The organism is Mycolicibacterium lutetiense (assembly GCF_017876775.1).
Lineage (GTDB): Bacteria > Actinomycetota > Actinomycetes > Mycobacteriales > Mycobacteriaceae > Mycobacterium > Mycobacterium lutetiense.
In genome coordinates, this window is sequence record NZ_JAGIOP010000002.1 from 3,546,688 (window position 1) to 3,572,594 (window position 25,907).

A 25,907-nucleotide genomic window follows, 5' to 3' on the forward strand; every position below is an offset into this window, starting at 1 on the left:
CCGGTGCTGGTTCCTGAGATCCCCGGGGTGCCCGGAGTTTTGACGCCCGACGACTGCCTGCAGACGGCGCAGTCGATTGCCGCAACCCAGGAATCTTCAGGTGCGCTGCCGTGGTTCGACGGCGGCCACACCGACCCGTGGGACCACGTGGAGAACGCCATGGCGCTGACCGTGGCCGGTTTGATCGAACCGGCCCGGGCGGCCTTCGACTGGTGCCGCACCGTGCAGCGTCCGGACGGTTCCTGGCCGATCCAATTGCGTAACGGTGTCATCGAGGACGCCAACAGCGACAGCAACTTCTGCGCCTACGTGGCCACCGGCGTCTGGCATCACGTACTGATCACCGGGGACCGCGCGTTCGCCGAGTTGATGTGGCCGGTGGTGACCCGGGCGCTCGACTTCGTGCTGGGTCTACAGGCCTCGGGTGGTGAGATCTACTGGGCCGCCAGCCCGTCAGGTCCGGTCGAGGAGGCGCTGCTGACCGGCTGCGCCAGCGTGTACCACAGCATCCGGTGCGGGCTGGCGCTGGCCGACTATCTCGACGACCCCCAGCCGGAATGGGAAGTGGCCGTCGGGCGACTCGGCCACGCCATCGCCACTCACCCAGAGGCGTTCTCCGCCAAGGACACCCACGCGATGGAGTGGTACTACCCGGTGCTCGGCGGCGCGCTGCGCGGGGCAGCGGCCCAAGCGCGTATCGATGATCGTTGGGACGATTTCGTGGTGCCCGGACTGGGCATCCGTTGCGTCGATCACCGGCCCTGGGTCACCGGTGCGGAGACCTGCGAACTGGTGATGGCCCTGGACGCGATCGGGGACACCCGGCGGGCCACCGAGCAGTTCACTGCCATGCAGCACCTACGCGAGAACGACGGATCCTATTGGACCGGACTGGTTTTCGCCGACGGTAAGCGCTGGCCCGAGGAACGCACCACCTGGACCGGCGCTGCCATGATCCTGGCCGCCGACGCGCTGTCGCAGACCACCGCGGCCAGCGGCATCTTCCGGGGCGTCGGGCTGCCGCGCGGCCTGGAGGGCGAGTACGACTGTGAGTGCGTGGCGGGCAGGTAGGTGCACTCCTCCGCCTTCAAGCCATCGCCGACTCGCCTGGTGCTCTCACCCAACGCGGTCATCTGGTCTCGGGTCAGTGGCGCGAGATAATGCCGCTGGACGATCAGGGAATAGGTTTGCAGCGCCGGCCGCAGATGATCCTGTCCCTTTCGGGTGATCCCGACGACGACGATTCGCCTGTCCTCGCGGCTATGAACCCTGCGCACTAAACCCCGATCCTCCAAGCGGCCCACGAGCCACGTCACCCGGCTCGGCACGACAACCAGTAGCTCTGCCAGAGCGCCCATTCGGACATAGTCAGGCGGGTCGGTATTGAGCCGATGGAGCATTTGCACATCGGGAACCGTGAGGTCGTGTTGTGCGGTGAGAGCAGCATTGATCTCGCGGTAGAGCAGGGTGGCCGAGTCGCCGAAATGCTGCCAACTCCGCCACTCGTCGTGACTCACCTCCGCAAACACCCGAGTCACCATCGCGTCGCAGCATCTCCTTCGTCGAGCGGGACGCCGGCCCGGGCGGCCAACGAATCACCCCGGTCGACATCACAGCCCAGTCGGCGAATCCGGTCTATGCAGATTGGGACACCCGGCAGGCGTCCTACACTGCTGCCCCATGGATGTGCCGTTGGTTCGGACGCCGATCACGCGGCTCGAGGATCTCGGCGACGCCGTCAATCAGGCCGGGCTGAAGGCGTTCCAACTGTCGGGCGCAGCACCCAGCGGCAGCCTGCTGCACGCCGCCCATGCGGGTGTGGCACTGAGTTCGGGCCAGTTCGACAGCCGGGTGCAGATCGGCGGGGCCCTGTCCGATGAGGCAATTTCGATCTGTGTCGGGCTACAGATTCCGCCGAGGAACCGGCTCATGCTGCGCGACATCGACACCGGGATCGTCAGCCTGTTTCGGCCCGGCGATGAGCAAGAGGCATTTCACGACCACAACACCCGCTATGCCGTCATCACCCTGAGCGAGGAGACCTTGGAGAGCGAGGCCGAGCGTCTCGGACTACCTTTCTCCCCCAATGCGTTTCGACACACCGGCATTCACCCGCAGCCGATGGCGCGAACACATCTCACCGCGATCTCCACTGTCCTGGCCCGCCTGCATCAGGCTGACAGCCAAACCCGACTCGACTCCGCGGCGCTGGCAGATATCGTGGCGGCCCTGATCGGCCATTTCTCGCAGCGGCCTGCGCCGTTGATCCTCCGGCCGCTGCGGCAACGCGAAAAAATCGTCGAGTTGACCCGTACGCACATCGACCAGAACCTCGATCAACACCTCGACACCGAAGACCTTGCACGCCGCGCGGGGGTGTCCCGGCGAACCCTCACCAGGGCATTCGAGGAAACACTCGGCGAGTCACCGCGGTCATATGTCACGCGAATGCGCCTGCACCGCATCCGGTGTGACCTCCTCGCAGCCGACCCCCGGGCTACGACGATCGCCGATGTCTCCAACCAGTGGGGCATCAGCGAACTCGGCCGCATGTCGGCCAGATACCGCGCCCTGTTTGGCGAACTGCCGTCACAAACCCGACTGCGCGGTACGCGCTGATCGACGACGGTTTCAGACTGGAACCGGTTGCAGTTCGGGGCGGACGGAACGGGCTCGTCTGCACATTGTTTGAATCTTGAATCTTTCAGCGACGTGTTGATCAAGCCTCAGAAGCAGCAAATCCCCAGTTCACTGGCCATGCCGCTGGGCTGCCCACACTGTGCACTCCCGATCAATCTTCGCTGGATGCATATTCCTAGACCCTCTCACTGCACTACCTTCTGGTCGTCCCCAGCCTGTTCCAGGAAGGAACACATCTTGCAACTCGCCCTTCGGCCCTATGTGACGGCCGGCGTCGCCCTGGTGGGCGCCAGCGTCATCGCCGTCACACCGGTAACCGCGCCTTCCGTAACTGCGCCGGCCACACAGGTCTCGACCGCGTCCGTCGCCCTCACCGCAGCAGTCGACCCGATCACCAGGTGGGTAGAAGTCCTCGGGCAGACGGCCGCCAACGCGGCCGAGTTTGGCGGCGCCATTGCGGCTGACCCAGCGCCCATCCTGCGCCAGATCCTCGCCAATCAGCTCTCGTACGCGAACCAGATCGGTACCTCGCTGTCGACGGCTGGGGAGTATCTCAGCAACTGGGCAACGGGGCAGCTGCCGAACCTGCTCGAGCAACTGAGAACCAAGCTCGCCCAGGGTGACCTGACCGGAGCCGGAAATGTCGTCAGCACCGCCATCATCACCTTGGCGATGAACATGTTTCCGATGCTCGACATCGTGAAGATCCCCTACCAGATATCGCAAAACATGACGGCGGTACTGAAAGCGATGACGTTCCAGTCATTCTCCAATCTCGGCCTGGTGGCGAACCTCGGCATGGGTGCTATCGCGGAAGTGCAGATAATGACCCAGTTTGCCTTTGACACCGGGCAGGCGTTGGTCGACGCCGCCAAGGACGGGGACCCGTTGGCAGCACTCAGCACCATCGTCAACTTTCCCGCTGACTTCACAGGGGCCCTGCTCAATGGGCCCTGGATTCCCCCGTTTGTCATCGACGGCATCGAAATCGTCCCCGGTTATTTCGCGCAAGGACTATTGAGGACCCTAGATACCAACCCCGTTTACGCGCTGTTGGCGACCGTGCCTAGAGCGATTGCCGCCGCGATCACTCCACCCGCCGCGACGGCGAGCCTTGCCCTCCCGCTGGAGGCAACCGCGCCGGAAACCGCAGGTACCGAACTGTCCCTACCCGAGGGGGCGCCCACCTCGATCCCTGGCACAGCGCCCGTGACACTGACGGGCTTGGAGTCGCCAACGAATGGCTTCCCGACGTCGATCGCCGGCGTCTTTGCAGCGGCAGCCGACTCGTTGGCACCGAAAACCGTGACCCTGACACCGGATACGGAGATCGCCGCCGCTGAAGAGCCAGTTTCCGTGACCACCGTCGAGACACCGGCGGCCGACGCCGATTCGACGGTTGCACCGGCCGAGGATGCCGATTCCGGTGCGGCGCAGGGCTCCTCGGATGGCTCCACCGATCTCAGTGACGGCAACAAGGCGACGCCGGGCGCGAGCCCTGTGAAAGCCAAGCACCGGCAGGTGACTCGCCCCAACGCCGCGCTGAAGACCATCGGTGCCGACGTCGACAAGGCGGTTTCCAAGGTGGCAGACGGAGTCAAGAAGGCGCTCGGCGGCAAGAAGAAGGACGCCAAGGCCAACGCGGGAAGCGATTCGGGAAGCAGCAGCTCCACCAGCGGGGGATCCACAGACTAGGTGCCGCTTCGGTGGGTTAGTCGCTGGGAACCACACGTACGTATAGGCGATTGTTCGCGAACACCGTCGAACTTCTGGCGGGTAGCTGCAGTGCTCGCGGTAGCGGTTCGCGGAGCTGTGGCCAGATCAGGTGCATAACCGTCCGAACCCTCAGAACCTGTAGATGCACACAGCTGAGCACCGCCCGCACCGCCCGCGCCGCGACACTGAAATCTTTGGAGCGCACGAATGATGGCCTACGAGTACGACGACATCGAATGGCGGTGTGCCACTCAGGCCTCCACCGGGACCGAACGCGGCTACCGCGCAGACGAAGAATGCCGCGCGGCGAGGATGCGCGGTAGCAATTCCCCTGTTGAAGTATTCCGCCCGCTTCGAGCGCCGCCGACAACACCGAGCGACATGTCCTGGGCGCAGACCCGTTGCCGCGGTCAACGTTGCTGAACTGCTGCGGATCTGGCACCCGCGGCGCCGCAGGCATTTCCGACGGCAACAAGGTGGCAGGCGTCAAGAAGGCGATCCGCCTGCCATCCTCACATCCCGACATTCGGTGAAAATGCGTGTGTAAGTGCACAATTCGACACCAGAGCACGTTTCAGAAAGACGTTCATATCGGCGCGAAAGCCGGATTACATTGCGCCCGTCGGTCCGAGCATCGGCATCGAGTTCGGAAAAAGCCAACCCCACCAATGTTCAACGTCATCTAGGTCTAGAAGGAGAAGTCCAAGTGGAAATGTCCGTCCGTTCATATCTCACCGCTACCACCGCGCTTGTTGGTGCCGGTGCGATAGCTCTGAGCCCACTCAGTCCCGTTGATTCGAATATGAGTGATTTGCGCGCTCCTGTGGTGGAGTTGGACGTCGGGTTGGTCGCGGCACCGTTCCCGTTGCAGACGGTGCTGAACACCGCCATCAACTCGGCGAACAACGTGTATGCGGTGGGGCAGGGAATGTGGGCGTTGCCGGCGCCTCTGTTGCGGCAGGTGGCTGCCAATCTGATCCAGTACGCCTCGATTGAAGTAGGTGCGTTTCAGTCGGCGGCCAATGCTGCGGTGGGGTATTTCGGGACTAACTTCCCGGCGATCATGCAGAGCGCGATCGCCGCGTTGGACTCCGGTGATTTCGATGCGTTCATGAGCGGTGTGAACAACGCGACCTTCTCGTTGTTCTATCAGGTGTTGATGCCGATGCAGTCTGCGCTGGTGATCCCGCAGCACGTTGTGGCCAGCCTGTCGGCCACGGCCACCTACGTCACGGGCGCTTTTGTGACCGCTTTGGGGGCCGCGGCACTGATGGGGACGCTTCCCGCGGTCACCGCTGCGGTCGGTTCCGCCATGCAGGCCATCTACGACCAAGCCAGCGGTGGTAATTGGTTGGGGACGGTTGCTGCTGTGGTTGACCTGCCTGCCGCGGTGACCAACGCGGTCCTCAACGGGGTGAACCAAGTCGGGGGTCTGCTGGGGCCGGCCAACGACATCATCGCTGGTGGCGGCATATTAGGTGCGTTCGCGCAGACGCTGCCCAGCGGACTGGCTTCGGCGATCATGGCCCCGGGCGCACAGAACATTGCGACCGGGGGCACGGTGGAGGCGGCGATGCAGGATTTTGCCACCCAACTAAGCACCGAGTGGCCCACGCCCGAAGAGTTCGCGGCCATCCCGGCGGGTATCACGGCAGGGTTGCAGGGCCTGCCACAGGCAATGCTGAATGTGGCCGGTAATGCGTTGAGCGGGTTGATCGGTGGAGGCGCCTTTGCTGCGTTCGCCCCGGAGGAACAGGTCGAAGAGCTGAGCCTGTCGGGTGACGTGGCGTCTTCGGCCTCGGCGGCACGTAGTGGTGTGGCGCCCTTGGCCGCGGCTGTCGGTGGTGGGGTGGCCGACCGGCCGGCTGGTGTGAATCTTGGCGGGTTCGACATGGGGGGCGGTGGACTGATTGGGATGTTCATCGGTAACGGGACTGCTGAGAACCCCAACGCCGGGATCCTGATCGGGAAGGGCTACAGCTACGGCACGGTGGAAGGGGACTGCGCATCCAGCTGTAACGGTGGTAGCGGCGGGATGTTGTTCGGTCAGGGTGGCAACGGCTTTGGCGGTGGGACCGGCGGCAGCGTCGGTCTGATCGGCAATGGCGGCGTTGGCGGTGCGGGCACTCTTGAGCATCTCAATGGTGGTGTCGGCGGTAAGGGCGGCATCTTCGGCAATGGTGGTGCTGGAGGGGCCGGGTTCGGCACCGGCAACGGTGGTAGCGGTGGCAATGCCGGGGTGTTCGGCAACGGTGGCACCGGCGGGGCAGCCGGTGCGACAGGGACTGGCGGTACGGGCGGTCTGGGTGGTTTGTTCGCCGGCAACGGTGGCACCGGTGGGTTCGGTGCCGGCGCTGGTGGTGACGCTCGTGCCCTCGGCAACGGTGGCACCGGTGGTGTCGGCAACGCCAGCAACCTCACCGGTGGTGACGGTGGTAACGGTGGCGCGGTGTTCGGCAGCGGTGGCACCGGCGGTGCCGGCGCGAACGGCAGCGCCGCCACCGGCGGGGAGGGCGCTGCCGGTGGCCGCGGCGGTGACGCCATCGCCGTGGTCGGCAACGGCGGTGCCGGCGGCAAGGGTGGCAACGGTCAAGTGGCTCGGGGCAAGACTGGCGGTACTGGCGGTGACGGTGGCAGCGGTGGAAAGGTGTTCGGCCAGGGCGGTACCGGCGGGCAAGGCGGCACCGGCAGCGTAGCTGGATCTATCCAGGGCACCGGCGGTACCGGCGGGAAGGGCGGTAGCAGCACCGGAATCCTGGGCACCGGCGGCACCGGCGGCACCGGCGGCACTGGCGGTGCCGGCGGTGCCGTCGCCACCACGCACACCGGTAACGGCGGCACCGGCGGGAAGGGCGGTGCCGGCGGACTCAACGGCGGCGCGGGCGGCGCCGGGGGCACCGGGGGCACCGGGGGCACAAGCTCCAATTCCCAACCCGCCGGGACCGGCGGCACCGGCGGCGTCGGAGGCACGGGCTTCGGCGGCAAACGTCCCGGCAAGGCCGGAAAGGCCGGCAGCGGACCTAGCGCTCCCTCCGGCGGAATGGGTGGAACCGGTGGAAAGGGTGGCGCCGGAGGCGGCCTCTGACCGGCCCCAACACGGTCAAAACACCTGTGGGTCAGCGCAACCCACCACAACCAGTCGTGACTTCGGCATAGTGATCTCAAGCTAGCTCAGTCAGGACGACAACGATCCACCCCCTCCCGATCCCTACGGAGGGGGTGGATTGTGTTGTGGATCAGCGTGTTTGACCTATAGTGATACAAAGCGCCGAAATCCATTGCAAATAACCAAGATTCAGCCAGTTCCTCTGTTAGCATCGCGCCTATGTCGGAACTAAGTGGTCAGGAAACTCGCGCACGCTCGACCTCACGAGCGCCGGACCCAGAGTCCAGCCGCACCCCTATCGTCGTGGCGATCGTCGCGTTGGTGGCGGCGTTGGCCGCGGCCAGTGTCGCGATCTGGGCGCTACTGGACAAGCCCGAGGCATCCAATGAGGTCGCCGCGGCCCCTCCTACCTCGGAGCAGGTGAGCGCCGCGCGCACCCGTACGTGCGACAACTTCGAGAAGGTCGCGTCCGGGGTCGCCATTCAGACGCACACCCAACCGGAAGACAATCCCGCCTCGGGGCAGGCCGTCGCGGCCAATGCCCGGTTGTCGATGCTCGGCGGTGGCACCTATCTGCTGGACAATATCGATCCGGCCGCGCCCAGCGACCTCAACGATGCGGTCAAGGAATTCGCCGGGACCCTGCAGACGGTTGCGGTGAACGCGCTGGCCGGCATCGGCAACGACGCGCCCGACCAGTCCGGCTTGCTGCAGAAGGCGCAAACCGAGACCGAGCGGATCGAAGGGCTGTGCAAGTAAACGAGCTAGTCCAGCAGCCCCGGCTCGCCCGACGTCCGTTCCAGCACCCGCATCGACCCCATCGCCACGACCTCGTCGAAGGCTCCCGTCGCCAGTGCGCGCTGGTAGATTTGGAATGGCGCCTGGCCACCGTCGTTGGGATCGGGGAACACGTCGTGGATGATCAGCGCGCCGCCCACCTCGACCCAGCGGGCCCAACCGTCGAAGTCGCGCTGTGCCGCCTCTTCGGTGTGGCCACCGTCGATGAACAACAGCCGCAACGGCATTCGCCAGCCCCGGGCCACCACGGGTGAGCGGCCGACCATGGCGACCACATGCTCGTCCAGGCTGGCCGCGTCCAGGGTGTGCCGCATCGTCGGCAGGGTGTCGAACAGTCCGGTGACCGGATCCACCATCGTGGTGTCGTGGTACTCCCAGCCGGCCTGATGCTCTTCCGAGCCGTGGTGGTGGTCGACGGTGTAGAGCACCGAGTTGGTCTCCTGCGCGGCCGCGCCCAGCATGACCGTCGACTTACCGCAGTAGGTGCCGATCTCGACACCGACCCCACCGTCGAGGTAACGCACCCCGGCGTCGTAGAGGGCGCGGCCCTCGTCGGCGGGCATGAAGCCGGTGACCTGCTCGGCGAGGGTGAACAGGCGCTCGGCGCGGGGCGGCAGGGCGGTGTCGGCGGTGCTCATGGATGCCCAACCTACCGTTGCTGGCCACCGGCGGTTGTAGTAGCGTCCGGACACGTGTCCGAGACGGCCCTGGAGTCGACGCGCCGCCGTCTGAGCGCACGGCAGGCAGATACTGTCGAACGCCTGGGTAGGGCCGCATTGCAGCTGATCATCCGGGACGGATTCGCCGGACTGACCGTGCGCCGGGTCGCCGCCGAGGCCGGGGTCGGGGCAGCGACGGCCTACACCTACTTCTCCTCCAAAGAACACCTCGTCGCAGAGGTGTTCTGGCGCAGGCTTTCCGCCGCGCCGCCCGTCGCGCACGAATCGGCCGACCCGGCCACGCGGGTGGTCGATGTGCTGCAGCACGTCGCATCGCTGGTGGCCGACGAGCCAGAGTTCGCCGGAGCGGTCACCAACGCCCTGCTCGGCAAGGACCCCGACGTGGATGCGCTGCGGCAGCGCATCGGCGCCGACGTGCGGGGCCGGCTGGTCGCCGCACTCGGACCCGACGTGAACCTCGATGTGATCGAGGCGCTCGAGTTGCTCTACACCGGCACGCTGGTGTGGGCCGGGATGGGATACGAGTCCTACGCAGCGATCTCGCAGCGGTTGGAGAAGTCAGCGCGGTTGGTGCTGGGCTGAATTCGCCGTCATGATCGCCGTCGATGCGGCGGCTGCGGGTCCGTAGATCTCCTGGATGTCGCCGCCGTCCTCGACGATCAGCGCGGTCAGTTCGCGCAGCCCGCCCAGCAGGATGATGGCCATCGGCTCGGTGAGCCGCGGCAAGCCGGCGCGGCGGAAGCCCGCGCTGCCGCTGAGTTCGATCAGTAGATCGGTCAGTTCCCGCAACGCGGCCCGCTGCAGCGGCCGGGCCCTGCTGCCCAGTGCGGGCAGTTCGCGGATCCAGCTCAGCGTGATGGCCGGGGCGGACGCGATGTGGTCGACATAGGCGCCCACGGCCTGCCCGATCTGGTCGGGCCAGGCCGCCTCGGGGTCGACGGCGGTCTGGATGCGCTCGACGAGTGCGACGTTGTTGGCGCGCAGCAACTCGAGGAAGCCGTCCTCTTTGGTGCCGAACTCGTCGTAGAACGTGCGCTTGGACGTGCGGGCGTGGCGGACGATGTCGGCCACCGTGGTCTCGCGATAGCCCTTGTCGTTGATCGCGGCGGTGAGCCCGTCGAGCAACCGCAGCCGGTAGGTCATCGTGGCTGACCCCCTTGCTTCGCCTGGTACCTGGGAGTACCGTACCCCATAACCCGATGGTACCGATCGGTACCAAAACTGGCTGGAGATGGTATGACCGAGCTGGCAGCAGCTGAGAAGGCCACCGAGAAGTCCACCCCTAGCATTGCGCCGGGCCGCATACCGCCACCGGCGCGGTTACCGAAGCCGCTGCAGGCCCTCGGCTTCGCCCTGGCCAGGCGCAGCGTCATCAAACAGATCGCCCGCCGTCAAGGCGATGTCTTCAGCCTGAAACTCCCGATCTTCGGACCCACGGTGTTGGTCGCCGACGCCCAACTGGCCAAACAACTCTTTGCGACCAGCCCCGACGACGTCGGCAACATTCAGCCCAACTTGAGCCGCATCCTGGGATCCGGATCGGTGTTCGCCCTCGACGGCACCGATCACCGTCGCCGCCGGAGGCTGCTCACCCCGCCCTTCCACGGCAAGAGCATCAAGAACTACGAGGCGATCTTCGAGGAAGAGGCGCTGCGGGAATCGGCGAACTGGCCGCAGGGCCAGCAGTTCGAGACACTCGAACCGATGATGCGGATCACCCTCAACGCGATCCTGCGCGCGGTGTTCGGCGCCGACGGCGAACAACTCGACGAGTTACGCCGCATCATCCCGCCCTGGGTCACTCTGGGCTCGCGCCTGGTCGTGTTGCCCACCCCGTCCCGCAGCTACGGGCGGTTCAGTCCGTGGGGCCGGCTGTCCAGCTACCGCCGGAAGTATGACATCGTCATCGATCGGTTGATCGACAAAGTCCAAGCCGACCCGGACTTCGACCAGCGCGACGACATTCTGGCGTTGCTGTTGCGGAGCACGTATGAAGACGGATCGGCGATGTCCCGCAAGGACATCGGCGATGAGCTGCTGACCTTGCTGGCCGCCGGACACGAAACCACGGCGTCGACTCTCGGCTGGGCCTTCGAGCGGATCAGCCGTCATCCCCAGGTGCTGGCCGAACTGGTGGCCGAGGCGGCCACGGACGGCAACGAATACCGTCAGGCCACCATCCTGGAGGTGCAGCGCAACCGCACCGTCATCGACTTTTCCGGCCGCCACGTCTACGCACCGTCAATCCGGCTGGGGGAGTGGGAGATACCACGCGGGCACTCGATCATCGTGGCTCTCTCACAGATCCAGGAGTCCGAGAAGGAGTTCCGCGACCCGGACCGGTTCGATCCGCAGCGATTCGTCGGAAGCCGGCCCGACCTGGGGTGGCTACCGTACGGCGGCGGTACCCGCCGCTGCGTCGGAGCGGTGTTCGCCAATGTCGAGATGGATGTGGTGCTGCGAACCATCCTGCGGCACTTCGTCATCGAGACCACCACCGCACGGGGCGAGAAGGTTCACTCCCGCGGCGTGGCCTACACCCCGGCGGCAGGCGGGCGTATCGTCGTGCATCGCCGCGCCACGCCGCTGGGAGGCTGACCAGCTATCCGGCGGTCTGGCGTTTGGGCAGCTTCCAGCCCGCGCGCGGGAAGTGGCAGGTGTACCCGTTCGGGTAATGCACCAAGTAGTCCTGGTGCTCGGGTTCGGCATCCCAGAAATCGCTCGCCGCGGTCACCTCGGTGACCACCTTGCCCGGCCACAATCCCGACGCGTCCACGTCGGCGATGGTGTCCAGCGCGATGCGCTTCTGCTCGTCGTCGACGTAGAAGATCGCCGAGCGGTAGCTGGTGCCGACATCGTTGCCCTGCCGGTCCTTGGTGGACGGATCGTGGATCTGGAAGAAGAACTCCAGCAGCGCCCTGTAATTGGTGCGAGTCGGGTCGTACTCGATCTCGATGGCCTCCGCGTGGCCCGGATGATTGCGATACGTCGGGTGATCGTTGCGTCCACCGGTGTAGCCCACCCGGGTGGAGACGACTCCGGGCTGCTTGCGGATGAGGTCCTGCATCCCCCAGAAGCAGCCGCCGGCCAGGATCGCGGTCGAAGAGTTACCCATGTGCCCCATTGTGCTCCGTGTTTACCGTGGTGGTCATGCGTGTAGTTGTAACCGCAGTGCTCGTCGACCCCCACCTGACCCGGATCGAATCGTTCAGTCGCGACGAACGTGGCCCGTCAGGTGTTGACGGAGGAGTGACAGGGCCTCGACAAAGCCGGGTAGAACGTGTTCTAGTTTTGGGGTGACGAGCAGGTCTTTCAGCCGCGATGAACTCGCCGCTGCCTTTGAAACGTTCGAGCAGACGGTGGACCGGGCCGCCCAGACCAAAAACTGGGACATCTGGGCCGATCACTACACCGTCGACGTCGACTACATCGAGCACGCGGTGGGCACCATGAAGGGCCGCGAGCAGGTACGGCCTTGGATCTGGAAGACCATGACGACCTTCCCTGGCAGCTATATGACGTCGTTCCCGTCGCTGTGGTCGGTGATCGACGAACCCACCGGGCGCATCATCTGCGAGCTGGACAACCCCATGCGCGACCCCGGTGACGGCACCATCATCACCGCGACCAACATCTCGATCCTGACCTACGCCGGCGACGGCCTGTGGTCACGGCAGGAAGACGTGTACAACCCGCTGCGGTTCGCCTCCGCGGCCCGGAAGTGGTGCCGCAAGGCGGCCGAACTCGGCACGCTGACCGACGAGGCCGAGGCGTGGCTCAAGAAGTTCGGCGGCTGAGCGGGTATGAGCGCGAAGCTGGTCATCGGGGCCAACGGATTCCTCGGCTCGCATGTACTGCGGCAACTGGTCGCAGCTGACGACGGTTCCGAGATCCGGGCGATGGTCCGGGCAGGCGCGAACACCATTTCGATCGACGACCTGCCGGTGCGGCGGATTCACGGCGATGTCTTCGACACCGCGGCCCTGCGCGAGGCGATGACCGGCTGCGATGTCGTCTACCACTGCGTCGTCGACGCCCGCGGGTGGTTGCGTGACCCGGCACCGCTGTTCCGTACCAACGTCGAGGGCACCCGCAACGTGCTCGACGTCGCCGTGGAAGTCCCCGGGCTGCGCAAGTTCGTCTACACCAGCAGCTACGTCACCGTCGGACGCAAGCGCGGAAAGCGCTCCTCGGAGGACGACGTGGTCGACGTGTCGAAGGTGACGCCGTACGTGCGCTCGCGGGTGCAGGCCGAAGAGCTCGTGCTGCAGTACGCGCGCGAACGCGGGCTACCCGCCGTCGCGATGTGCGTGTCCACCACGTACGGCAGCGGTGACTGGGGCCGGACCCCGCACGGCGCGATCATCGCCGGTGCCGCGTTCGGCAAGCTGCCGTTCGTGATGAGCGGGATCGACCTGGAGGCCGTCGGTATCGACGACGCGGCCAAAGCGATGCTGCTCGCCGCCGACCGGGGCGTTCCTGGTGAGCGCTACCTGATCTCGGAGAAGATGATCAGCAACGCCGAGGTGGCCCGACTGGCCGCCGAGGCTGCCGGCATCGCACCCCCGCAACGGTCGCTCCCGCTGCCGGTGGCCTACTTATTGGCCGCGGCAGGCACCCTGAAGGGCAAGCTGCGCGGCACCGATGAGCGGTTGTCGCTGGAATCCCTGCGGCTCATGCGGGCCGAAGCCGAGGTCGACCACTCCAAGGCCGTGCGTGAACTCGGTTGGCAGCCAAGACCGGTCGAGGAATCGATCGCCGAGGCGGCAAAGTTCTGGGTGGGCCTGCGCGCGGCCAAACGGGCACGCAACGGCAGCTGAACACCACGCCGAGGGGTGTTAAGCCACTGGGCGGCAAGCGTATTGCGGCCTAACCTGGCGGTATGACCGACAAGTTGAAAGTCGACCTCACCGGGGCGCCGCAGACCATGCTCGCGACGTTCTACGCCAAGGCGCTCGACGCCGGGATGCCCAACCCGATCCTGGGTGACCAGTTGGCCAAAGAGATCGCCGACCGCATCGACTACGACTGGAGCCGCACGTCGATCACCGAGGCGACGTCGCCTTCGGTGACCACCCGCAGCGCCCACTTCGACCGCTGGACACGCCAATTCCTGGCCGTGCATCCCGAGGCCGTGGTGCTGCATCTGGGGTGCGGACTGGACGGTCGGTACTTCCGCCTGCAGCCCGGGCCGGGAGTCGAGTGGTACGACATCGACTACCCCGACGTCGCGCACCTGCGCGAGCAGCTGTACCCCTCGGCCGAGCACTATCACGTCATCGCGGCCTCGGTGACCGACCCGGCCTGGCTGCGCGACATTCCGGCCGACCGGCCGACCCTGATGCTCGGCGAGGGGCTCACGATGTACCTCACCGAACACGACGGGGTGGCACTGCTGCGACGAATCGTCGACGGATTTCCTTCCGGGGAACTGCAATTCGACGTGTTCAACACGCTCGGGATCAAATCGCAGTGGAGCAACACCGTGGTACGCCGCTCCGGGGCCAAACTCCACTGGGCCGTCAACAGCCCCGAAGACATCCTGCGCGCGGTGCCGGGCACCAGGCTGCTGTCCCGAATATCGCCGTTCGACGATCCGGTGTTCAATCGGCTGCCCTGGTACTACCGGATGATGCTGGCCGTCATGAAGCCGGTCCCGGTGTTGCGGTACATGGCGCAGTATCACCGTTACGCCTTCTGAGCGTCAGGGGAGCAGCACTGACGAGCCGATGCTGCTACCCGACTCGAGTTCGCGATGCGCGTGCGCGGCCTCGCTGAGCGGGTAGCGCTGGTTGATGGGGACTGCGATGCGGCCGCTGGCAACATGCCCGAAGAACTCGCCGGCGAGCTCGGCGCGGTCGGCCGGGTCGGCGATGTAGTCGGCCAGGGCTGGGCGGGTGACGAACAGTGATCCCTTGGCGGCCAACTGCATTGCGTCAATCGGAGGGATCGGGCCCGACGCCGTGCCAAAGCACACCAGGAGACCACGCCGAGCGAGGCAATCCAGTGACTGGTGGAACGTGGCGGCGCCGACACTGTCATAGACGACGGGCACGCCACGCCCATCGGTCAGCTCGCGGACCCGATCGACGAGGTTCTCCCGGGTATGCACGACAACCTCGTCGCAGCCGTGGGCAATGGCCGCGGCAGCCTTCTCGTCCGAAGACACGCTGCCAATCACCTTGATACCCAACAGATGTGCCCACTGGCAGAACAACAGCCCGACACCTCCGGCCGCGGCATGGAGGAGCACCGTGTCACCGGACCGAAGCGGATAGATGCGTTTCAGGAGGTACGCGGCGGTCAATCCGCGCATCGTCGATGCCGCGGCGGCGTCGAAATCAACGTCGTCGGGTAGGGCGATCAGATGCTCAGCGGGCATCACGCGTTCGGTGCTGTAGGCGCCCAACGGGCTGCCGGTGTAGGTGACTCGGTCGCCAGGGGCGAAATCCTGGACGTCTGCACCGACGGCTTCGACAACACCCGCGGCCTCGACACCGATGCCCGACGGAAGTGGCGCCGGGTACAAGCCGGTCCGGAAATAGATGTCCGCGAAGTTGAGGCCAACCGTCACGTGACGAATTTTGACCTGACCGGGGACAGGGTCGCCGACAGCGCACTTTTCCCAGCGCAGCACCTCTGGGCCGCCTGTCTCCGTGAACCGCACACCGTACGCCACCAGCTAGAGCCCTTCTGTCAGGTGCCGATCCAGCAATGACCATAGACCGGGCGTGGGTGGTAATACTTATCCTCAAGAGACAATTTTCTGATCATTTGGAGTCGTCGGATGGAAGAGCGTGAGCCCCTCGCGCGGTACGCCGCGCTCAATGGGCTCTTGGACCTGGCCAGCGAGATCGGGGTGGATGCCGAAGAACTCTTCGCGCGATCCGGGCTCGATCCGATGGGCATGACTCAACCGGACCGGTGGGTGCCCGCCAGGGCGGTCGCCGATGTGCTCGAGGGCGCCGCGGCATCTTCGGACAGCAGTGACGTGGGATTGCGCCTGGCCGAGAACCGTCATCTGGCCAATCTCGGACCGCTGAGCCTGGTGATCAGGGACGAACCGTTTGTGCGCGACGCGATGCAGACGCTCATCCGGTACAACCACATGTACAACGAAGCCCTCCAGATCCGAGTGGTCGAAGCCGACGAGGTCACCACCATCCGCCTGACGTTGAGCCTCGGGACCGCAAGGCCGCCAAGGCAATCCATCGAACTGGTCGCCGGTTCGTTGGTGCGGATACTGGCCGACCTGGCGGGAGAGCACTGGCGTCCGGTGGCCACCTGCTTCAGCCATCCCCAGCCATCCGACACCGGCCGGCATCGCCGGATATTCGGCGACAATGTGAGCTTCGACTGCGATTTCAACGGCATCGTGGTGCGCTCAGCTGACCTCGACACCAACAACGTCCTGGCAGATCCCAAGTTTCTGCCGTACGCCCAACAGCTACTCAACCCGCGGAACGACCCGACGGACGCCGTCATCGTCAGTCGCACAAGGGAAGTCATCGAACTACTACTACCCGCAGGGCGGTGCTCCATCGACCATGTCGCCCGAAGCCTGGGTACCAACCGTCGAACCCTCCACCGTCAACTCCAAAGCGCCGGCACGACATTCACGGAACTACTCGACACCACCCGCGTCGACCTCGTCAAACACCTGCTGACCAATCACAACAACTCGCTCACCGACATCTCGGTCATGCTCATGTTCTCCACGCCGGGGAACTTCACCCGGTGGTTCCGGCAGCGCTTCGGGGTCACGCCGCGTACGTGGCGGCTCGATCATGAAGTTTGCTGACGGGCGAAGTTGAAGCGGGCTTGCAGGTTCACGGGCGCGGATCTGCCGTCGGGTGGGAATCCGCTGGGAGCACGGCGCCGTCCGAAAGAAATTTTCTCCGGCATTTTTAGCTCTCTGACCTGCATCGATGGATGATGGTGCAGATCGCATTTCTGGCACCAAGTGTTACTGACCGGTAACTAGGGAGTATGTTGTCCCCGTCACATCACCCCTCGGTCGGCAAGGAGCCGCTCAATGTACGTAGCTGTACAACCCAACAGTTCAGATCAACGCAACTCCAAGCGCATCGCACTGGTCGGCGCAACTGCTATCGCCGCAGCATCCATCGGGTTGATGCCGCACGCGACTCAGCTCCCGGATCCGGTGAAGGTGAGCACCGCGGCCACACAGCTTGTGGCGCAGGTGAACCCGTTGGAGACCCTGATCGAGGCGCTGGAGACGACCGCCGCCAACGTGCAGACCGTCGCCAACAACTGGCAGGCACGGCCGGCCCCGCTCGCGCAGCAGGTCGTCGCCAACTGGCTCAGATACTCCACCATCGTCACCACGTCGTTGGCATCCGAGATCACCACCATCGACCGGATCGCGGGACAACTGACTGACCCCGCGTTCATTGACGCGTTCGTCAGCAACATTCAACAGGGCAATATCGAGGTGGCCTGGAGGTCCATTCATAGCAAACTGGTCTCCGCCGGATTCCTGTTGGTCGCGCCGCTGACCAACATCGCCAACATTCCGGCCTACATGCTGACGAATATGGCTGCAGCGGTAAAGGTGCTGGCCAGTAGTGGTTTGAGTGCGGTCGGCACGGCGGGACTCGCGGCATTCCTCGGCGCTGGCGCAGCTGTGGCTGAAGGACTGCAGGGCGCGGTTGACTCCGCCAAAGAGGGTGACGCGTTGGGCGCGCTGAGCAATGTAGCAAACATTCCTGGCTTGACTCTGGACCATGTGCTCAACAACCCGACCGGGGGCCTGCTGAGCCCGACCGGGCTCCTCGGCCAGCTGACCACCCGGATTCCTCAGCTGATTGCGGCAGGCATCGTTGCGCCCGGAGCGCAGAACATTTTCAAGGGAGGAACCTTGGATGCCGGGTTCGCGTCCCTGTCGGAAAGCGTCGACAAGCTCGTTGCCGCGATCGGTGCGGGATTGGGTCTTCCGGCCGGAGCCGCAGCCACGGTGAACACCTTGCCGGCTCCCACGGCCCTCACCGCGAAAGCGCCCGCTGCCAACGCGGCTTCGGATCCGGCGTCGGTGCCCGCACTGACAACATCGGTGACCAACGCGGTGACGCTCGACGTCAAGGCCGATACTGCCACCGATACCGCCACCGATGACGCACCGCGCGTTGCCACCAAGCTCGCAGCGGACCCGGCGGATAACGTCGTCGCTATCAAATCGCCTGTTGCAAAGGTTGATTCGCCGACGGAAGACAAGGTTGGGTCGGCACTCAAGCCGCACGTGAAGGCGACACCGGCCGGCAAGTTGGCGGCCAAGCTGAAGTCCCAGGTGACGGCCAAGGTCAAGGCCAAGACCGGTGACCGTAGCGACTCTTCGGCGTCGGATGCGCCGAGCAAGAAGTCGGGCGGCGAGGGTAAGAGTCACTGACAATCGAAGAGGGGCAGCCCTTTCCGGGCTGCCCCTCTTTGCTGTCGAGATGTCAGCGGCCGCTGTGCCGAACTGTGTTGTCCACCTTGGGTGCGGTGGCCTTGGGGTGGATCCGGTTCAGCCAGTCGAGGTGGTCGACACCCGCGGAGATGGTGACGCTGCTGGGGGCGGCGACGTGAGCGGGCTCAGTAGCCACGGCCGGTGCGGCCAGGCCCAGGACGGCTGCGCCCAGTCCGCTGGCGGCGATGACGGCGAATCCGAACTTCTTCATTTCCTGCTTCTTCCTGTCTCATGCCGGTTATGACTGTCTAAACCGCAAGCTCAGGGTGGTAATTTCCGGTGGCAGAAATTGATCGGCGCATGGCAGAAAGAAGTATGTTCAGGCAGAATCCAGCGGTGTCCACCATGGTCAACGGTCGGGTCTCCCACTGGTTCGACGAACTGCCTACGCCTCGGTCCGCATTACCCGGGGACCGCGACGCCGACGTCTGTATCGTCGGCGCCGGATACACCGGGCTGTGGACCGCCTACTACCTTGCCCAAGCCGACCCGTCGTTGCGGATCACGGTGCTGGAGGCGCGGTTCGCCGGCTTCGGCGCATCGGGGCGCAACGGCGGCTGGCTGTCCGGTCTGGTGCCCGGCGATCGCCACCGGATGGCCGCCCAGCACGGACGCGACCGGGTGCTGGCCTGGCAGGAAGCGCTCAACGAGGCCGTCGACGAGGTCATCGCGGTGGCCGACCGCGAAGGAATCGACGCCGGGGCGGTGAAGGGCGGGACGCTGGAGATCGCCCGCAACGCAGCCCAGGCTGCCCGGCTCGCCGAAGCCGTCGCCGAGGAACGCCGCTGGAACCAAGACGTCACCGAACTCACGAAAGGCCAAGCTGCCGAACGCATTCGCTTCCACGGCGTGGTGTCGGCATACCACAACCCGCATTGCGCCCGGATCCAGCCGGCCCGACTGGCTCGTGGGCTGGCCGAGGCGGTGGAACGCCACGGCGTAACCATCTACGAAGACACCCCGGTCACCGAAATCGTGCCGGGCCGCGCCATCACGACAAGCGGCGCGGTGCGGGCCCCGATCATCCTGCGCGCCACCGAGGGCTTCACCTCGGCTCTGCCGGGCCTGCGCCGCAGGTGGCTTCCGATGAACAGTTCGATGATCGCGACCGACCCGATTCCGGCCGCGTTGTGGAACGAAATCAGTTGGCACGGGCGCGAAACCGTGGGGGACAGTGCCCACGGTTTCTTCTATGCCCAGCGCACCGTCGATGACCGCATCGCGATCGGCGGACGCAGCGTCCCTTACCGTTTCGCGTCCCGCACCGATGTCGACGGGCAGGTGCCTGCCCGCACGGTCAGGCTGCTCACCGACGTACTTCACTCGATCCTGCCGCAGGTGCGGGACGTGCCGATAGCCCACGGTTGGTGCGGGGTGCTGGGCGTGCCGCGCGATTGGCAAGCGGAAGTGGTGCTGGACAAGGCCAGCGGACTGGGCTGGGCCGGCGGCTATGTCGGGCACGGGGTCACCGCGACCAACCTCGCCGGGCGCACCCTGGCCGACCTGGTCCTGGGTCGCGATACCGCGATCACCGAACTGCCGTGGGTCGGGCACCGATCACGCAACTGGGAACCCGAGCCGCTGCGCTGGCTCGGGGTGCGCGGCCTCTACGTCGCTTACAAACTGGCCGACCGGCACGAGGCCGGCGGACGCGCCCAGACCTCGCCGATGGCCCGTATCGCCGACGTCATCGCCCGCAAGCCGCACTAGCCCTGGCCGTCTGGATTTGCGCCCCGAGTGTCACCCACCTGTGGCATAATCGAACACATGTTCGACATCGAGTCGGGTTCCGGTGCGGCGCTGATCGACGCGGTCAGTGCTGGGGCGCGGGCGGAGTCGGTGGCGATCGCGGGTCGGCTTTCGGCGATCGGGGCGTTGGATTCTCTGCGGGAACGTGAGTTGGCCGAGTCGATCTTTTGGACCACCGATCCGTTCGAGGCGGTGGCCGCCGAGATTTCGGCGGCGATGCGGATCAGCCGGGGCCGGGCCGGCACCCAGATCCATCGCGCCCGGGTGTTGCGGGACAAACTGCCGCTGGTAGCGGCCCGGTTCGCGGTCGGGGATATCGACTATCGGGTGGTGTGTGTGATCATCGCCCGCACCGGCATCGTGGATGGCGCGGTGTGGGCCGGGCTGGATGCAGAGTTGGCCGCCCGGGCGTATCGGTGGATGCGGCTGTCTGAACGCCAGTTACGCGACCGGGTGGATCAGTGGATCGCCAAACTGGACCCCAACGGGGTGCGGGTTCCCCCGGATGTGAACGAGGAACGGTTCGTGCAGATCGAACCGAGCAGCCCGGGCATGACCTCGCTGTGGGCCAACGTCCACGCCGAAGACGGGGCCGCGCTCAATCAACGGTTGGATGCGTTGGCGGCCACGGTGTGTGAGCATGATCCCCGCACCCGTGAGCAGCGTCGTGCCGATGCGGTGGGACCGTTGGCCCGGCTGGAATCACAGCTGCCATGCCGGTGCGGTCGTGACGATTGCCCGGCCACCCAGAAGCGGGCCGCAGCCAACGCTGCAATGGTCCATGTGCTGGCCGATGCGGCCACCCTCGACGGCACCAGCGACGCGCCGGGGTATCTACCCGGGTACGGGATCCTGCCCGCCGAATCGGTGCGCGACCTGGCCGCCAACGCCACACTCAAGCCAGTGGTGGTGCCCGCCCAACCCACCGAATCCGGTGAGGCGGCCGAGCCGGGGTACCGCCCGTCGGTGGCGCTCTCGGAGTTCATCCGGTGGCGGGATCTGACGTGTCGGTTCCCCGGCTGTGACGCCCCCGTTGAACGCTGCGACATCGACCACACCGCACCCTGGCCGGCAGGTCCGACGCATCCGTCGAACACCAAACTGTTCTGCCGGGCACATCATTTGGTCAAAACGTTCTGCCCCGGCTGGACCGACCGTCAATTCCCCGACGGCACAGTCGAATTCAGATCACCGACCGGGCACACCTACACCACCGAACCCCACGGTTCTGCCCTGTTTCCCGTCCTGGGGCAACCGACCGGGGAGGTGGATCTCCCCGAACCCCAAGCCCCGCACCCCAACCGTGCCGCGATGATGCCCAAACGCACACGGACCCGCGAACAAGACCACCAAGAACGCATCGCCGAAGAACGACGCCTACGAGCCGAACTCAACAACGACCTCGAATACGAACGCCACTACCAAGCCTGGCTCGCCGAAGAATACGGACCACCCCCACCCTTCTGAGCGGGGTGGGCATCAACCTTCGGCGCGCTGCTTCAGCCGCTGCAGGGTGAGCTGGATGTGCTCGGCGTTGGCGCCGTCACGGTCGGCGACTCCGGTGGCCAATCCCGCGACCTTCTTGAACCAGCCTGCGCGACGATCCCAGGTGGACTCCGTCACCGTGCAGCCGCCGTCGGAGGCGACGATGTCGTAGCGCCAGTGCGCGACCGGGAAGACCAGAGACTTCACGTCAAAGGCGAACGTCTTGCCCGGCTCGGCGTCGGTGACGGTGCAGACGGTGCTCCAGGCTTTGGAACCACTGCGGTTGTGTCCCTTGAAAATCGATCCGGGGGTAGCCGAATTGCCCTTCTGCCATTCCATCGCGTGTGCCTCTTCGGCGAGGGAAGCCAGCGTGGGCAGGTCGGTGATCAGTGCATACACCGCAGCGGGATCGGCGGCGATCGACACGGTGGCTTTCACAGGCGCGGTCATGGGCCGATCGTAGCCCCGGGTTACCGGTCGAGCATGCGCATCTGATCCGCACTGTGATGGTCACCGGCGGCCGGTGCGAGGTTGTCCAGGCTGGACAGCTGGTCGGCGGTGAGAGTCACGGCATCGGCGGCAATGTTCTCTTCCAGTCGTTCGACCCGCCTGGTTCCGGGGATCGGCACGATGTCGGGGCCGCGGGACAGCAGCCAGGCGAGCGCGACCTGCCCCGGCGTCACACCCGAGATGTCAGCGATCGCCCGCACCTCGTCGGCGAGGCGCAGATTTGCCGCGAAGTTCTCTCCGGTGAATCGAGGATTGTCCCGACGGCTGTCGTCGTCCGCCAGATCGTCCACGGATCGGATCTGCCCGGTGAGGAACCCGCGGCCGAGCGGCGAGTAGGCGACGAAGCCGATGCCGTTCGCGCGCAACACCTCAAGGACCCCGTCCTCCGGATCTCGGGTGAACAACGAGTACTCCGACTGCAGTGCGGAAATCGGATGGACCGCATGGGCACGCCGGATTGTCTCGACGCCCACCTCGGACAAGCCGATGTGGCCCACCTTGCCTTCGGCGACGAGCTCGGCGAGCGCCCCGATCGTCTCCTCGATCGGCGTGGAGCGGTCCAGACGATGCTGGTAGTAGAGATCGATGTGGTCGGTGCCCAGACGTTGTAGCGAGCCCTCGACCGCGGTGCGGATATTGGCCGGGCTGCTGTCCGTGCCCTCGCGGCCGGTATGGGAGATCACCCCGAATTTGGTCGCGAGCACGACCTTGTCGCGTCGGCCCTGCAACGCCCGCCCGACCAACTCCTCGTTGACATACGGGCCGTATACCTCGGCGGTGTCGATGAGGTTGACACCGAGGTCGACTGCCCGATGAATGGTGCGGATCGACTCGGCGTCGTCGTGACCCGCGCTGCCGTACGCGGATGACATGCCCATCGTGCCCAGACCGATCCGCGCCACTTCGAGCTCGCCCAACCGTGCGGTCTGTAATTTTCCCATTGCTCCAGTGTGCCCGGGAATCGGTGGCCGCGCCGTGACGTTGTGACGCGTATGACCGAGCGCCAGGTGCTGCAGCCGAGCGAGGCCCACCCCATCACCATCGCCCCGACCGGGCGTCGGGTCACCGTCACTGTCGGCGGCGCGATCGTCGCGCAGACCGATGACGCCCTGACGCTCCAGGAATCGAAATACCCAGCGGTGCAATATATTCCGCGCGCCGACGTCGTGTGGGAGACCCTGACCCGCAGTGCCACCACCACGTACTGTCCGTACAAGGGTGAGGCGAACTACTACCACGTCGGCGGGGTCGAGGACGCGGTCTGGACCTATGAGCAACCGTATGCGGCCGTCGCAGAAATAGCCGATCACCTGGCCTTCTACCCGCAGAAGGCGGACATCGCCCTGGCCTAGTCTGGAACGGTGCCCTCAACCAGCGTCACGCTCGACGGTCCGGCCAGCCCGGGCCTGACGCTGGCTCCGTGGCGGCGCGGCGGGGGTGACCCCTGCAACCGGATCGGCGCCGACGGCGCGATCTGGCGGACATCGGCAATGCCGAGCGGTGCGGTCACGGCGCGGATCGCCAAGTCAGCCCTCGATACGGTGTCCTGCGAGGCCTGGGGCTCGGGCAGTGCCGAGTTCCTGGAGGGTTTCGCGGCGCTGGTGGGTGCTGACGATGACACCGGCGGTTTCGACCCCGTCGAACCGACCATCGCCGAGGCGCATCGGCGGGTGCCGCATCTTCGCCTGGGACGCAGCGGCCTGGTGTTGGAGGCACTGGTGCCCGCGATCCTCGAGCAGCGGGTTTCGGGCATGGACGCGTGGCGGGCCTGGCGGCGGTTGGTGCTGGCATACGGCGCCCCGGCCCCTGGCCCTGCGCCGGACGGGATGCGGGTACCCCCCACCGCCGACGCCTGGCGGCGCATCCCGTCGTGGGAATTCCACCGGGCCAACGTGGACCCGGGCCGGGCCCGCACCATCGTCGGCTGCGCGCAGCGCGCCGATGCCGTCGAGAGACTCACTGCCGAGCGGGCGGGGACCGCGCTGCGCTCACTGCCCGGAGTCGGTGAGTGGACTGTGGCAGAAACCGTGCAACGGGCCTTCGGCGACGCTGACGCGTTGTCGGTGGGGGACTACCACCTGGCCACCATGGTGGGTCGCAGTCTGTTGGGCAGACCGATCGACGACGCGGCGATGATCGAACTGCTCGAACCGCTGCGCCCGCATCGACAGCGCGCGGTGCGGCTGCTGGAAGCCAGTGGGCTGGCCCACAATCCGCGTTTCGGCGCACGTCAGGCCATTCCGAACCTGCGTGCGCTGTAGGCCGGTGATTGCCCGGCGCGAATGTCGGGTATCCGGGGTGCGACCGAACGTGAACCGAAAGGAGCCGTTATGACCGCGTTCACCATTCCCGGCCTGACCGACAAGCAGGGGGCCGAGGTGGCCAAGCTGCTGCAGATGCAGCTCAGCACCTACAACGACCTGCATCTGACGCTGAAGCACGTGCACTGGAACGTCGTCGGCCCGAACTTCATCGGGGTTCACGAGATGATCGACCCGCAGGTTGAGTTGGTCCGCGGCTACGCCGACGAGGCCGCCGAGCGGATTGCTGCGCTGGGTCAGTCGCCGAAGGGAACCCCGGGTGCCATTCTCTCCGACCGCACCTGGGACGACTACTCGGTCGGACGTGACAACGTGCAAGCCCACCTTGCGGCACTCGACCTCGTCTACAACGGGGTGGTCGAGGACACCCGCAAGGCGATCGACCGGCTGGAGAAACTCGACCTGGTGTCTCAGGACATGCTCATCGAGCATGCCGCCCAACTCGAGAAGTTCCAATGGTTCGTCCGGGCACATCTGGAAAGTGCCGGAGGCACCCTGGTCCACGACGGGTCACCCACCGAGCGCGGCGCGGCCGGAAAGGCGCGGCGCAAGAGCGCATAGGTCTGCCGGCCTTGACCTCAACCGTTGTTGAGGTGCCAGGCTCGGTGTCATGCCTACCTGGATTTGTACGGGATGCGGTGTGGAACACCCGGATTCCACTATCGAACCCGCCGATGCGTGTGTGTTGACGTCGGAGATCGTCTCGATCGAGGAACGCGGGGACCTACCACCACATGGCACCTGGACGACGCTGGAGGAACTGGCGGCGCAACCTCATCACACCGAACACGTCGACCACGGTCGCGGAGTGCACAGCCTGCGGCGCGCACCCAGGTTCGCCATCGGACACCGCTCGTTCGTGGTGCAGACGGCACATGGAAACCTGCTGTGGGATGCGCCGGGCTACCTCGACGACGAGATCGCCGGCCTCATTCACGGCCTCGGTGGCCTCGATGCCGTCGCCGCGAGCCATCCTCACATGTTCGGTGCTCAACTCAGTTGGAGCCGGGCATTCGGCGGTGTGCCGGTGTATGTGAATGCCCTTGACGAAGAATGGCTTCCGGGCCCCGATCCTCTCATCCAGCTCTGGACCGACGAGCTGGAACCGCTGGCCGGAGTGCGGCTGATTCACGTCGGAGGGCACATGCGGGGCAGTTCGGTGGCGCTGACAGCTGACGGCACGCTGCTGGTGGGGGACACCATTTCCGGCGGACTGGCTCGGAACTGGGTCTCGTTCCAACGGAACTTCCCCAAGCACGTCCCGCTGTCGGCTGCGGTGGTGCGCCGGATCGTGGACCGGCTCGATGAATACGACTACGACCGGCTCTACACCCTCGGCGGCGATGAGATCGACAGCGCCGCCAAGGATGTAGTGCACCGGTCAGGCGAGACTCATATCCGTTGGGTCAGTGGGGAATTCGATCATCTGACCTGAT

The 25,907-nt window shown here is 65.8% G+C and carries 25 protein-coding genes and 1 pseudogene; 18 read left to right on the plus strand and 8 right to left on the minus strand.

Translation table 11 applies throughout. The features are described 5' to 3' along the window. Positions 1 to 3: 3 nt before the first annotated feature. Positions 4 to 1,071, plus strand: coding sequence for an MMP endo-(1,4)-3-O-methyl-alpha-D-mannosidase (locus tag JOF57_RS26370; RefSeq protein ID WP_209922019.1), 1,068 nt, complete (start codon positions 4 to 6; stop codon positions 1,069 to 1,071). Between the two features lie 155 nt (positions 1,072 to 1,226). Here the strand turns inward: JOF57_RS26370 and JOF57_RS31455 are convergent. Further along, positions 1,227 to 1,541: pseudogene (locus JOF57_RS31455) on the minus strand (MarR family winged helix-turn-helix transcriptional regulator); the annotation flags it as partial. A 139-nt stretch (positions 1,542 to 1,680) separates the two neighbouring features. Between JOF57_RS31455 and JOF57_RS26375 the strand changes: the two are divergent. The 4 genes from JOF57_RS26375 (at position 1,681) to JOF57_RS26390 (ending at position 8,221) form a co-directional block, all read left to right on the plus strand. Beyond that, the gene (locus JOF57_RS26375; RefSeq protein ID WP_209922021.1) at positions 1,681 to 2,619 is read left to right on the plus strand and encodes an AraC family transcriptional regulator; all 939 of its coding nucleotides are present in this window, start codon (positions 1,681 to 1,683) and stop codon (positions 2,617 to 2,619) included. Positions 2,620 to 2,877: 258 nt separating this feature from the next. Beyond that, positions 2,878 to 4,335 carry a hypothetical protein gene (locus JOF57_RS26380; RefSeq protein WP_209922023.1) on the plus strand — a complete coding sequence of 486 codons (1,458 nt, stop codon included), beginning with the start codon at positions 2,878 to 2,880 and terminating at the stop codon, positions 4,333 to 4,335. 823 nt (positions 4,336 to 5,158) lie between these two features. Then, entirely contained in the window at positions 5,159 to 7,441 is a 2,283-nt protein-coding gene (locus JOF57_RS26385; RefSeq protein ID WP_209922025.1) for a hypothetical protein, read from the plus strand. Between the two features lie 240 nt (positions 7,442 to 7,681). Beyond that, positions 7,682 to 8,221: a hypothetical protein gene (locus JOF57_RS26390; RefSeq protein WP_209922027.1), complete on the plus strand. Its 540-nt coding sequence runs from the start codon at positions 7,682 to 7,684 to the stop codon at positions 8,219 to 8,221. 5 nt (positions 8,222 to 8,226) lie between these two features. Here the strand turns inward: JOF57_RS26390 and JOF57_RS26395 are convergent, their stop codons facing one another. Continuing rightward, complete coding sequence (locus JOF57_RS26395) at positions 8,227 to 8,898, minus strand: class I SAM-dependent methyltransferase (protein ID WP_209922029.1); 672 nt, start codon at positions 8,896 to 8,898, stop codon at positions 8,227 to 8,229. Between the two features lie 54 nt (positions 8,899 to 8,952). Between JOF57_RS26395 and JOF57_RS26400 the strand changes: the two genes are divergently transcribed. After that, positions 8,953 to 9,522: a TetR/AcrR family transcriptional regulator gene (locus JOF57_RS26400; protein WP_209922031.1), complete on the plus strand. Its 570-nt coding sequence runs from the start codon at positions 8,953 to 8,955 to the stop codon at positions 9,520 to 9,522. Here the strand turns inward: JOF57_RS26400 and JOF57_RS26405 are convergent. Then, entirely contained in the window at positions 9,499 to 10,083 is a 585-nt protein-coding gene (locus tag JOF57_RS26405; RefSeq protein ID WP_209922034.1) for a TetR/AcrR family transcriptional regulator, read from the minus strand. The two genes, JOF57_RS26400 and JOF57_RS26405, sit on opposite strands and share 24 nt — an antisense overlap. 78 nt (positions 10,084 to 10,161) lie before the next feature. Between JOF57_RS26405 and JOF57_RS26410 the strand changes: the two genes are divergently transcribed. Further along, positions 10,162 to 11,538 carry a cytochrome P450 gene (locus tag JOF57_RS26410; protein ID WP_209923753.1) on the plus strand — a complete coding sequence of 459 codons (1,377 nt, stop codon included), beginning with the start codon at positions 10,162 to 10,164 and terminating at the stop codon, positions 11,536 to 11,538. A gap of 4 nt (positions 11,539 to 11,542) precedes the next feature. Here the strand turns inward: JOF57_RS26410 and msrA are convergent, their stop codons facing one another. Then, positions 11,543 to 12,055 (minus strand): peptide-methionine (S)-S-oxide reductase MsrA, encoded by a 513-nt coding sequence (gene msrA / locus JOF57_RS26415; protein WP_209922036.1) that lies wholly within the window; start codon positions 12,053 to 12,055, stop codon positions 11,543 to 11,545. 181 nt (positions 12,056 to 12,236) lie between these two features. On the opposite strand from msrA, the gene JOF57_RS26420 reads away from it, so the two are divergent. The 3 genes from JOF57_RS26420 (at position 12,237) to JOF57_RS26430 (ending at position 14,641) form a co-directional block, all read left to right on the plus strand. Beyond that, positions 12,237 to 12,737 (plus strand): nuclear transport factor 2-like protein, encoded by a 501-nt coding sequence (locus JOF57_RS26420; RefSeq protein WP_209922037.1) that lies wholly within the window; start codon positions 12,237 to 12,239, stop codon positions 12,735 to 12,737. Positions 12,738 to 12,743: 6 nt separating this feature from the next. Continuing rightward, positions 12,744 to 13,760: an NAD-dependent epimerase/dehydratase family protein gene (locus JOF57_RS26425; protein WP_209922039.1), complete on the plus strand. Its 1,017-nt coding sequence runs from the start codon at positions 12,744 to 12,746 to the stop codon at positions 13,758 to 13,760. A 62-nt stretch (positions 13,761 to 13,822) separates the two neighbouring features. Next, entirely contained in the window at positions 13,823 to 14,641 is an 819-nt protein-coding gene (locus tag JOF57_RS26430; RefSeq protein WP_209922041.1) for a class I SAM-dependent methyltransferase, read from the plus strand. A 3-nt stretch (positions 14,642 to 14,644) separates the two neighbouring features. Here JOF57_RS26430 and JOF57_RS26435 read toward each other — a convergent pair whose 3' ends face one another. Beyond that, a complete protein-coding gene (locus JOF57_RS26435; RefSeq protein WP_209922043.1) occupies positions 14,645 to 15,619 on the minus strand; it encodes a quinone oxidoreductase family protein in 975 nt (324 codons plus the stop codon). A gap of 108 nt (positions 15,620 to 15,727) precedes the next feature. On the opposite strand from JOF57_RS26435, the gene JOF57_RS26440 reads away from it, so the two are divergent. Continuing rightward, the gene (locus JOF57_RS26440; RefSeq protein ID WP_209922045.1) at positions 15,728 to 16,741 is read left to right on the plus strand and encodes an AraC family transcriptional regulator; all 1,014 of its coding nucleotides are present in this window, start codon (positions 15,728 to 15,730) and stop codon (positions 16,739 to 16,741) included. 234 nt (positions 16,742 to 16,975) lie between these two features. Beyond that, complete coding sequence (locus JOF57_RS26445; RefSeq protein ID WP_209922047.1) at positions 16,976 to 18,346, plus strand: hypothetical protein; 1,371 nt, start codon at positions 16,976 to 16,978, stop codon at positions 18,344 to 18,346. A 52-nt stretch (positions 18,347 to 18,398) separates the two neighbouring features. On the opposite strand, the gene JOF57_RS26450 is transcribed toward JOF57_RS26445, so the two are convergent. Further along, on the minus strand, positions 18,399 to 18,617 hold the full coding sequence (locus JOF57_RS26450; protein ID WP_209922049.1) for a hypothetical protein: 219 nt from the start codon (positions 18,615 to 18,617) through the stop codon (positions 18,399 to 18,401). Between the two features lie 134 nt (positions 18,618 to 18,751). On the opposite strand from JOF57_RS26450, the gene JOF57_RS26455 reads away from it, so the two are divergent. Continuing rightward, positions 18,752 to 20,116, plus strand: coding sequence for an NAD(P)/FAD-dependent oxidoreductase (locus JOF57_RS26455; RefSeq protein ID WP_234938973.1), 1,365 nt, complete (start codon positions 18,752 to 18,754; stop codon positions 20,114 to 20,116). 57 nt (positions 20,117 to 20,173) lie between these two features. Then, complete coding sequence (locus tag JOF57_RS26460; protein WP_209922051.1) at positions 20,174 to 21,622, plus strand: HNH endonuclease signature motif containing protein; 1,449 nt, start codon at positions 20,174 to 20,176, stop codon at positions 21,620 to 21,622. 12 nt (positions 21,623 to 21,634) lie between these two features. On the opposite strand, the gene JOF57_RS26465 is transcribed toward JOF57_RS26460, so the two are convergent. Together JOF57_RS26465 and JOF57_RS26470 are read right to left on the minus strand one after the other, a co-directional pair. After that, entirely contained in the window at positions 21,635 to 22,090 is a 456-nt protein-coding gene (locus tag JOF57_RS26465) for an SRPBCC family protein (RefSeq protein ID WP_209922053.1), read from the minus strand. Positions 22,091 to 22,110: 20 nt separating this feature from the next. Beyond that, entirely contained in the window at positions 22,111 to 23,091 is a 981-nt protein-coding gene (locus JOF57_RS26470; protein ID WP_209922055.1) for an aldo/keto reductase, read from the minus strand. A gap of 51 nt (positions 23,092 to 23,142) precedes the next feature. On the opposite strand from JOF57_RS26470, the gene JOF57_RS26475 reads away from it, so the two are divergent. The 4 genes from JOF57_RS26475 (at position 23,143) to JOF57_RS26490 (ending at position 25,906) form a co-directional block, all read left to right on the plus strand. After that, positions 23,143 to 23,502 (plus strand): DUF427 domain-containing protein, encoded by a 360-nt coding sequence (locus tag JOF57_RS26475; protein ID WP_209922057.1) that lies wholly within the window; start codon positions 23,143 to 23,145, stop codon positions 23,500 to 23,502. A gap of 9 nt (positions 23,503 to 23,511) precedes the next feature. Further along, the gene (locus JOF57_RS26480) at positions 23,512 to 24,411 is read left to right on the plus strand and encodes a DNA-3-methyladenine glycosylase family protein (RefSeq protein ID WP_209922059.1); all 900 of its coding nucleotides are present in this window, start codon (positions 23,512 to 23,514) and stop codon (positions 24,409 to 24,411) included. Positions 24,412 to 24,480: 69 nt separating this feature from the next. Beyond that, entirely contained in the window at positions 24,481 to 25,032 is a 552-nt protein-coding gene (locus JOF57_RS26485) for a Dps family protein (protein ID WP_209922061.1), read from the plus strand. Between the two features lie 49 nt (positions 25,033 to 25,081). Continuing rightward, a complete protein-coding gene (locus JOF57_RS26490; protein ID WP_234938258.1) occupies positions 25,082 to 25,906 on the plus strand; it encodes an MBL fold metallo-hydrolase in 825 nt (274 codons plus the stop codon). The last annotated feature ends 1 nt before the right edge of the window (position 25,907 follow it).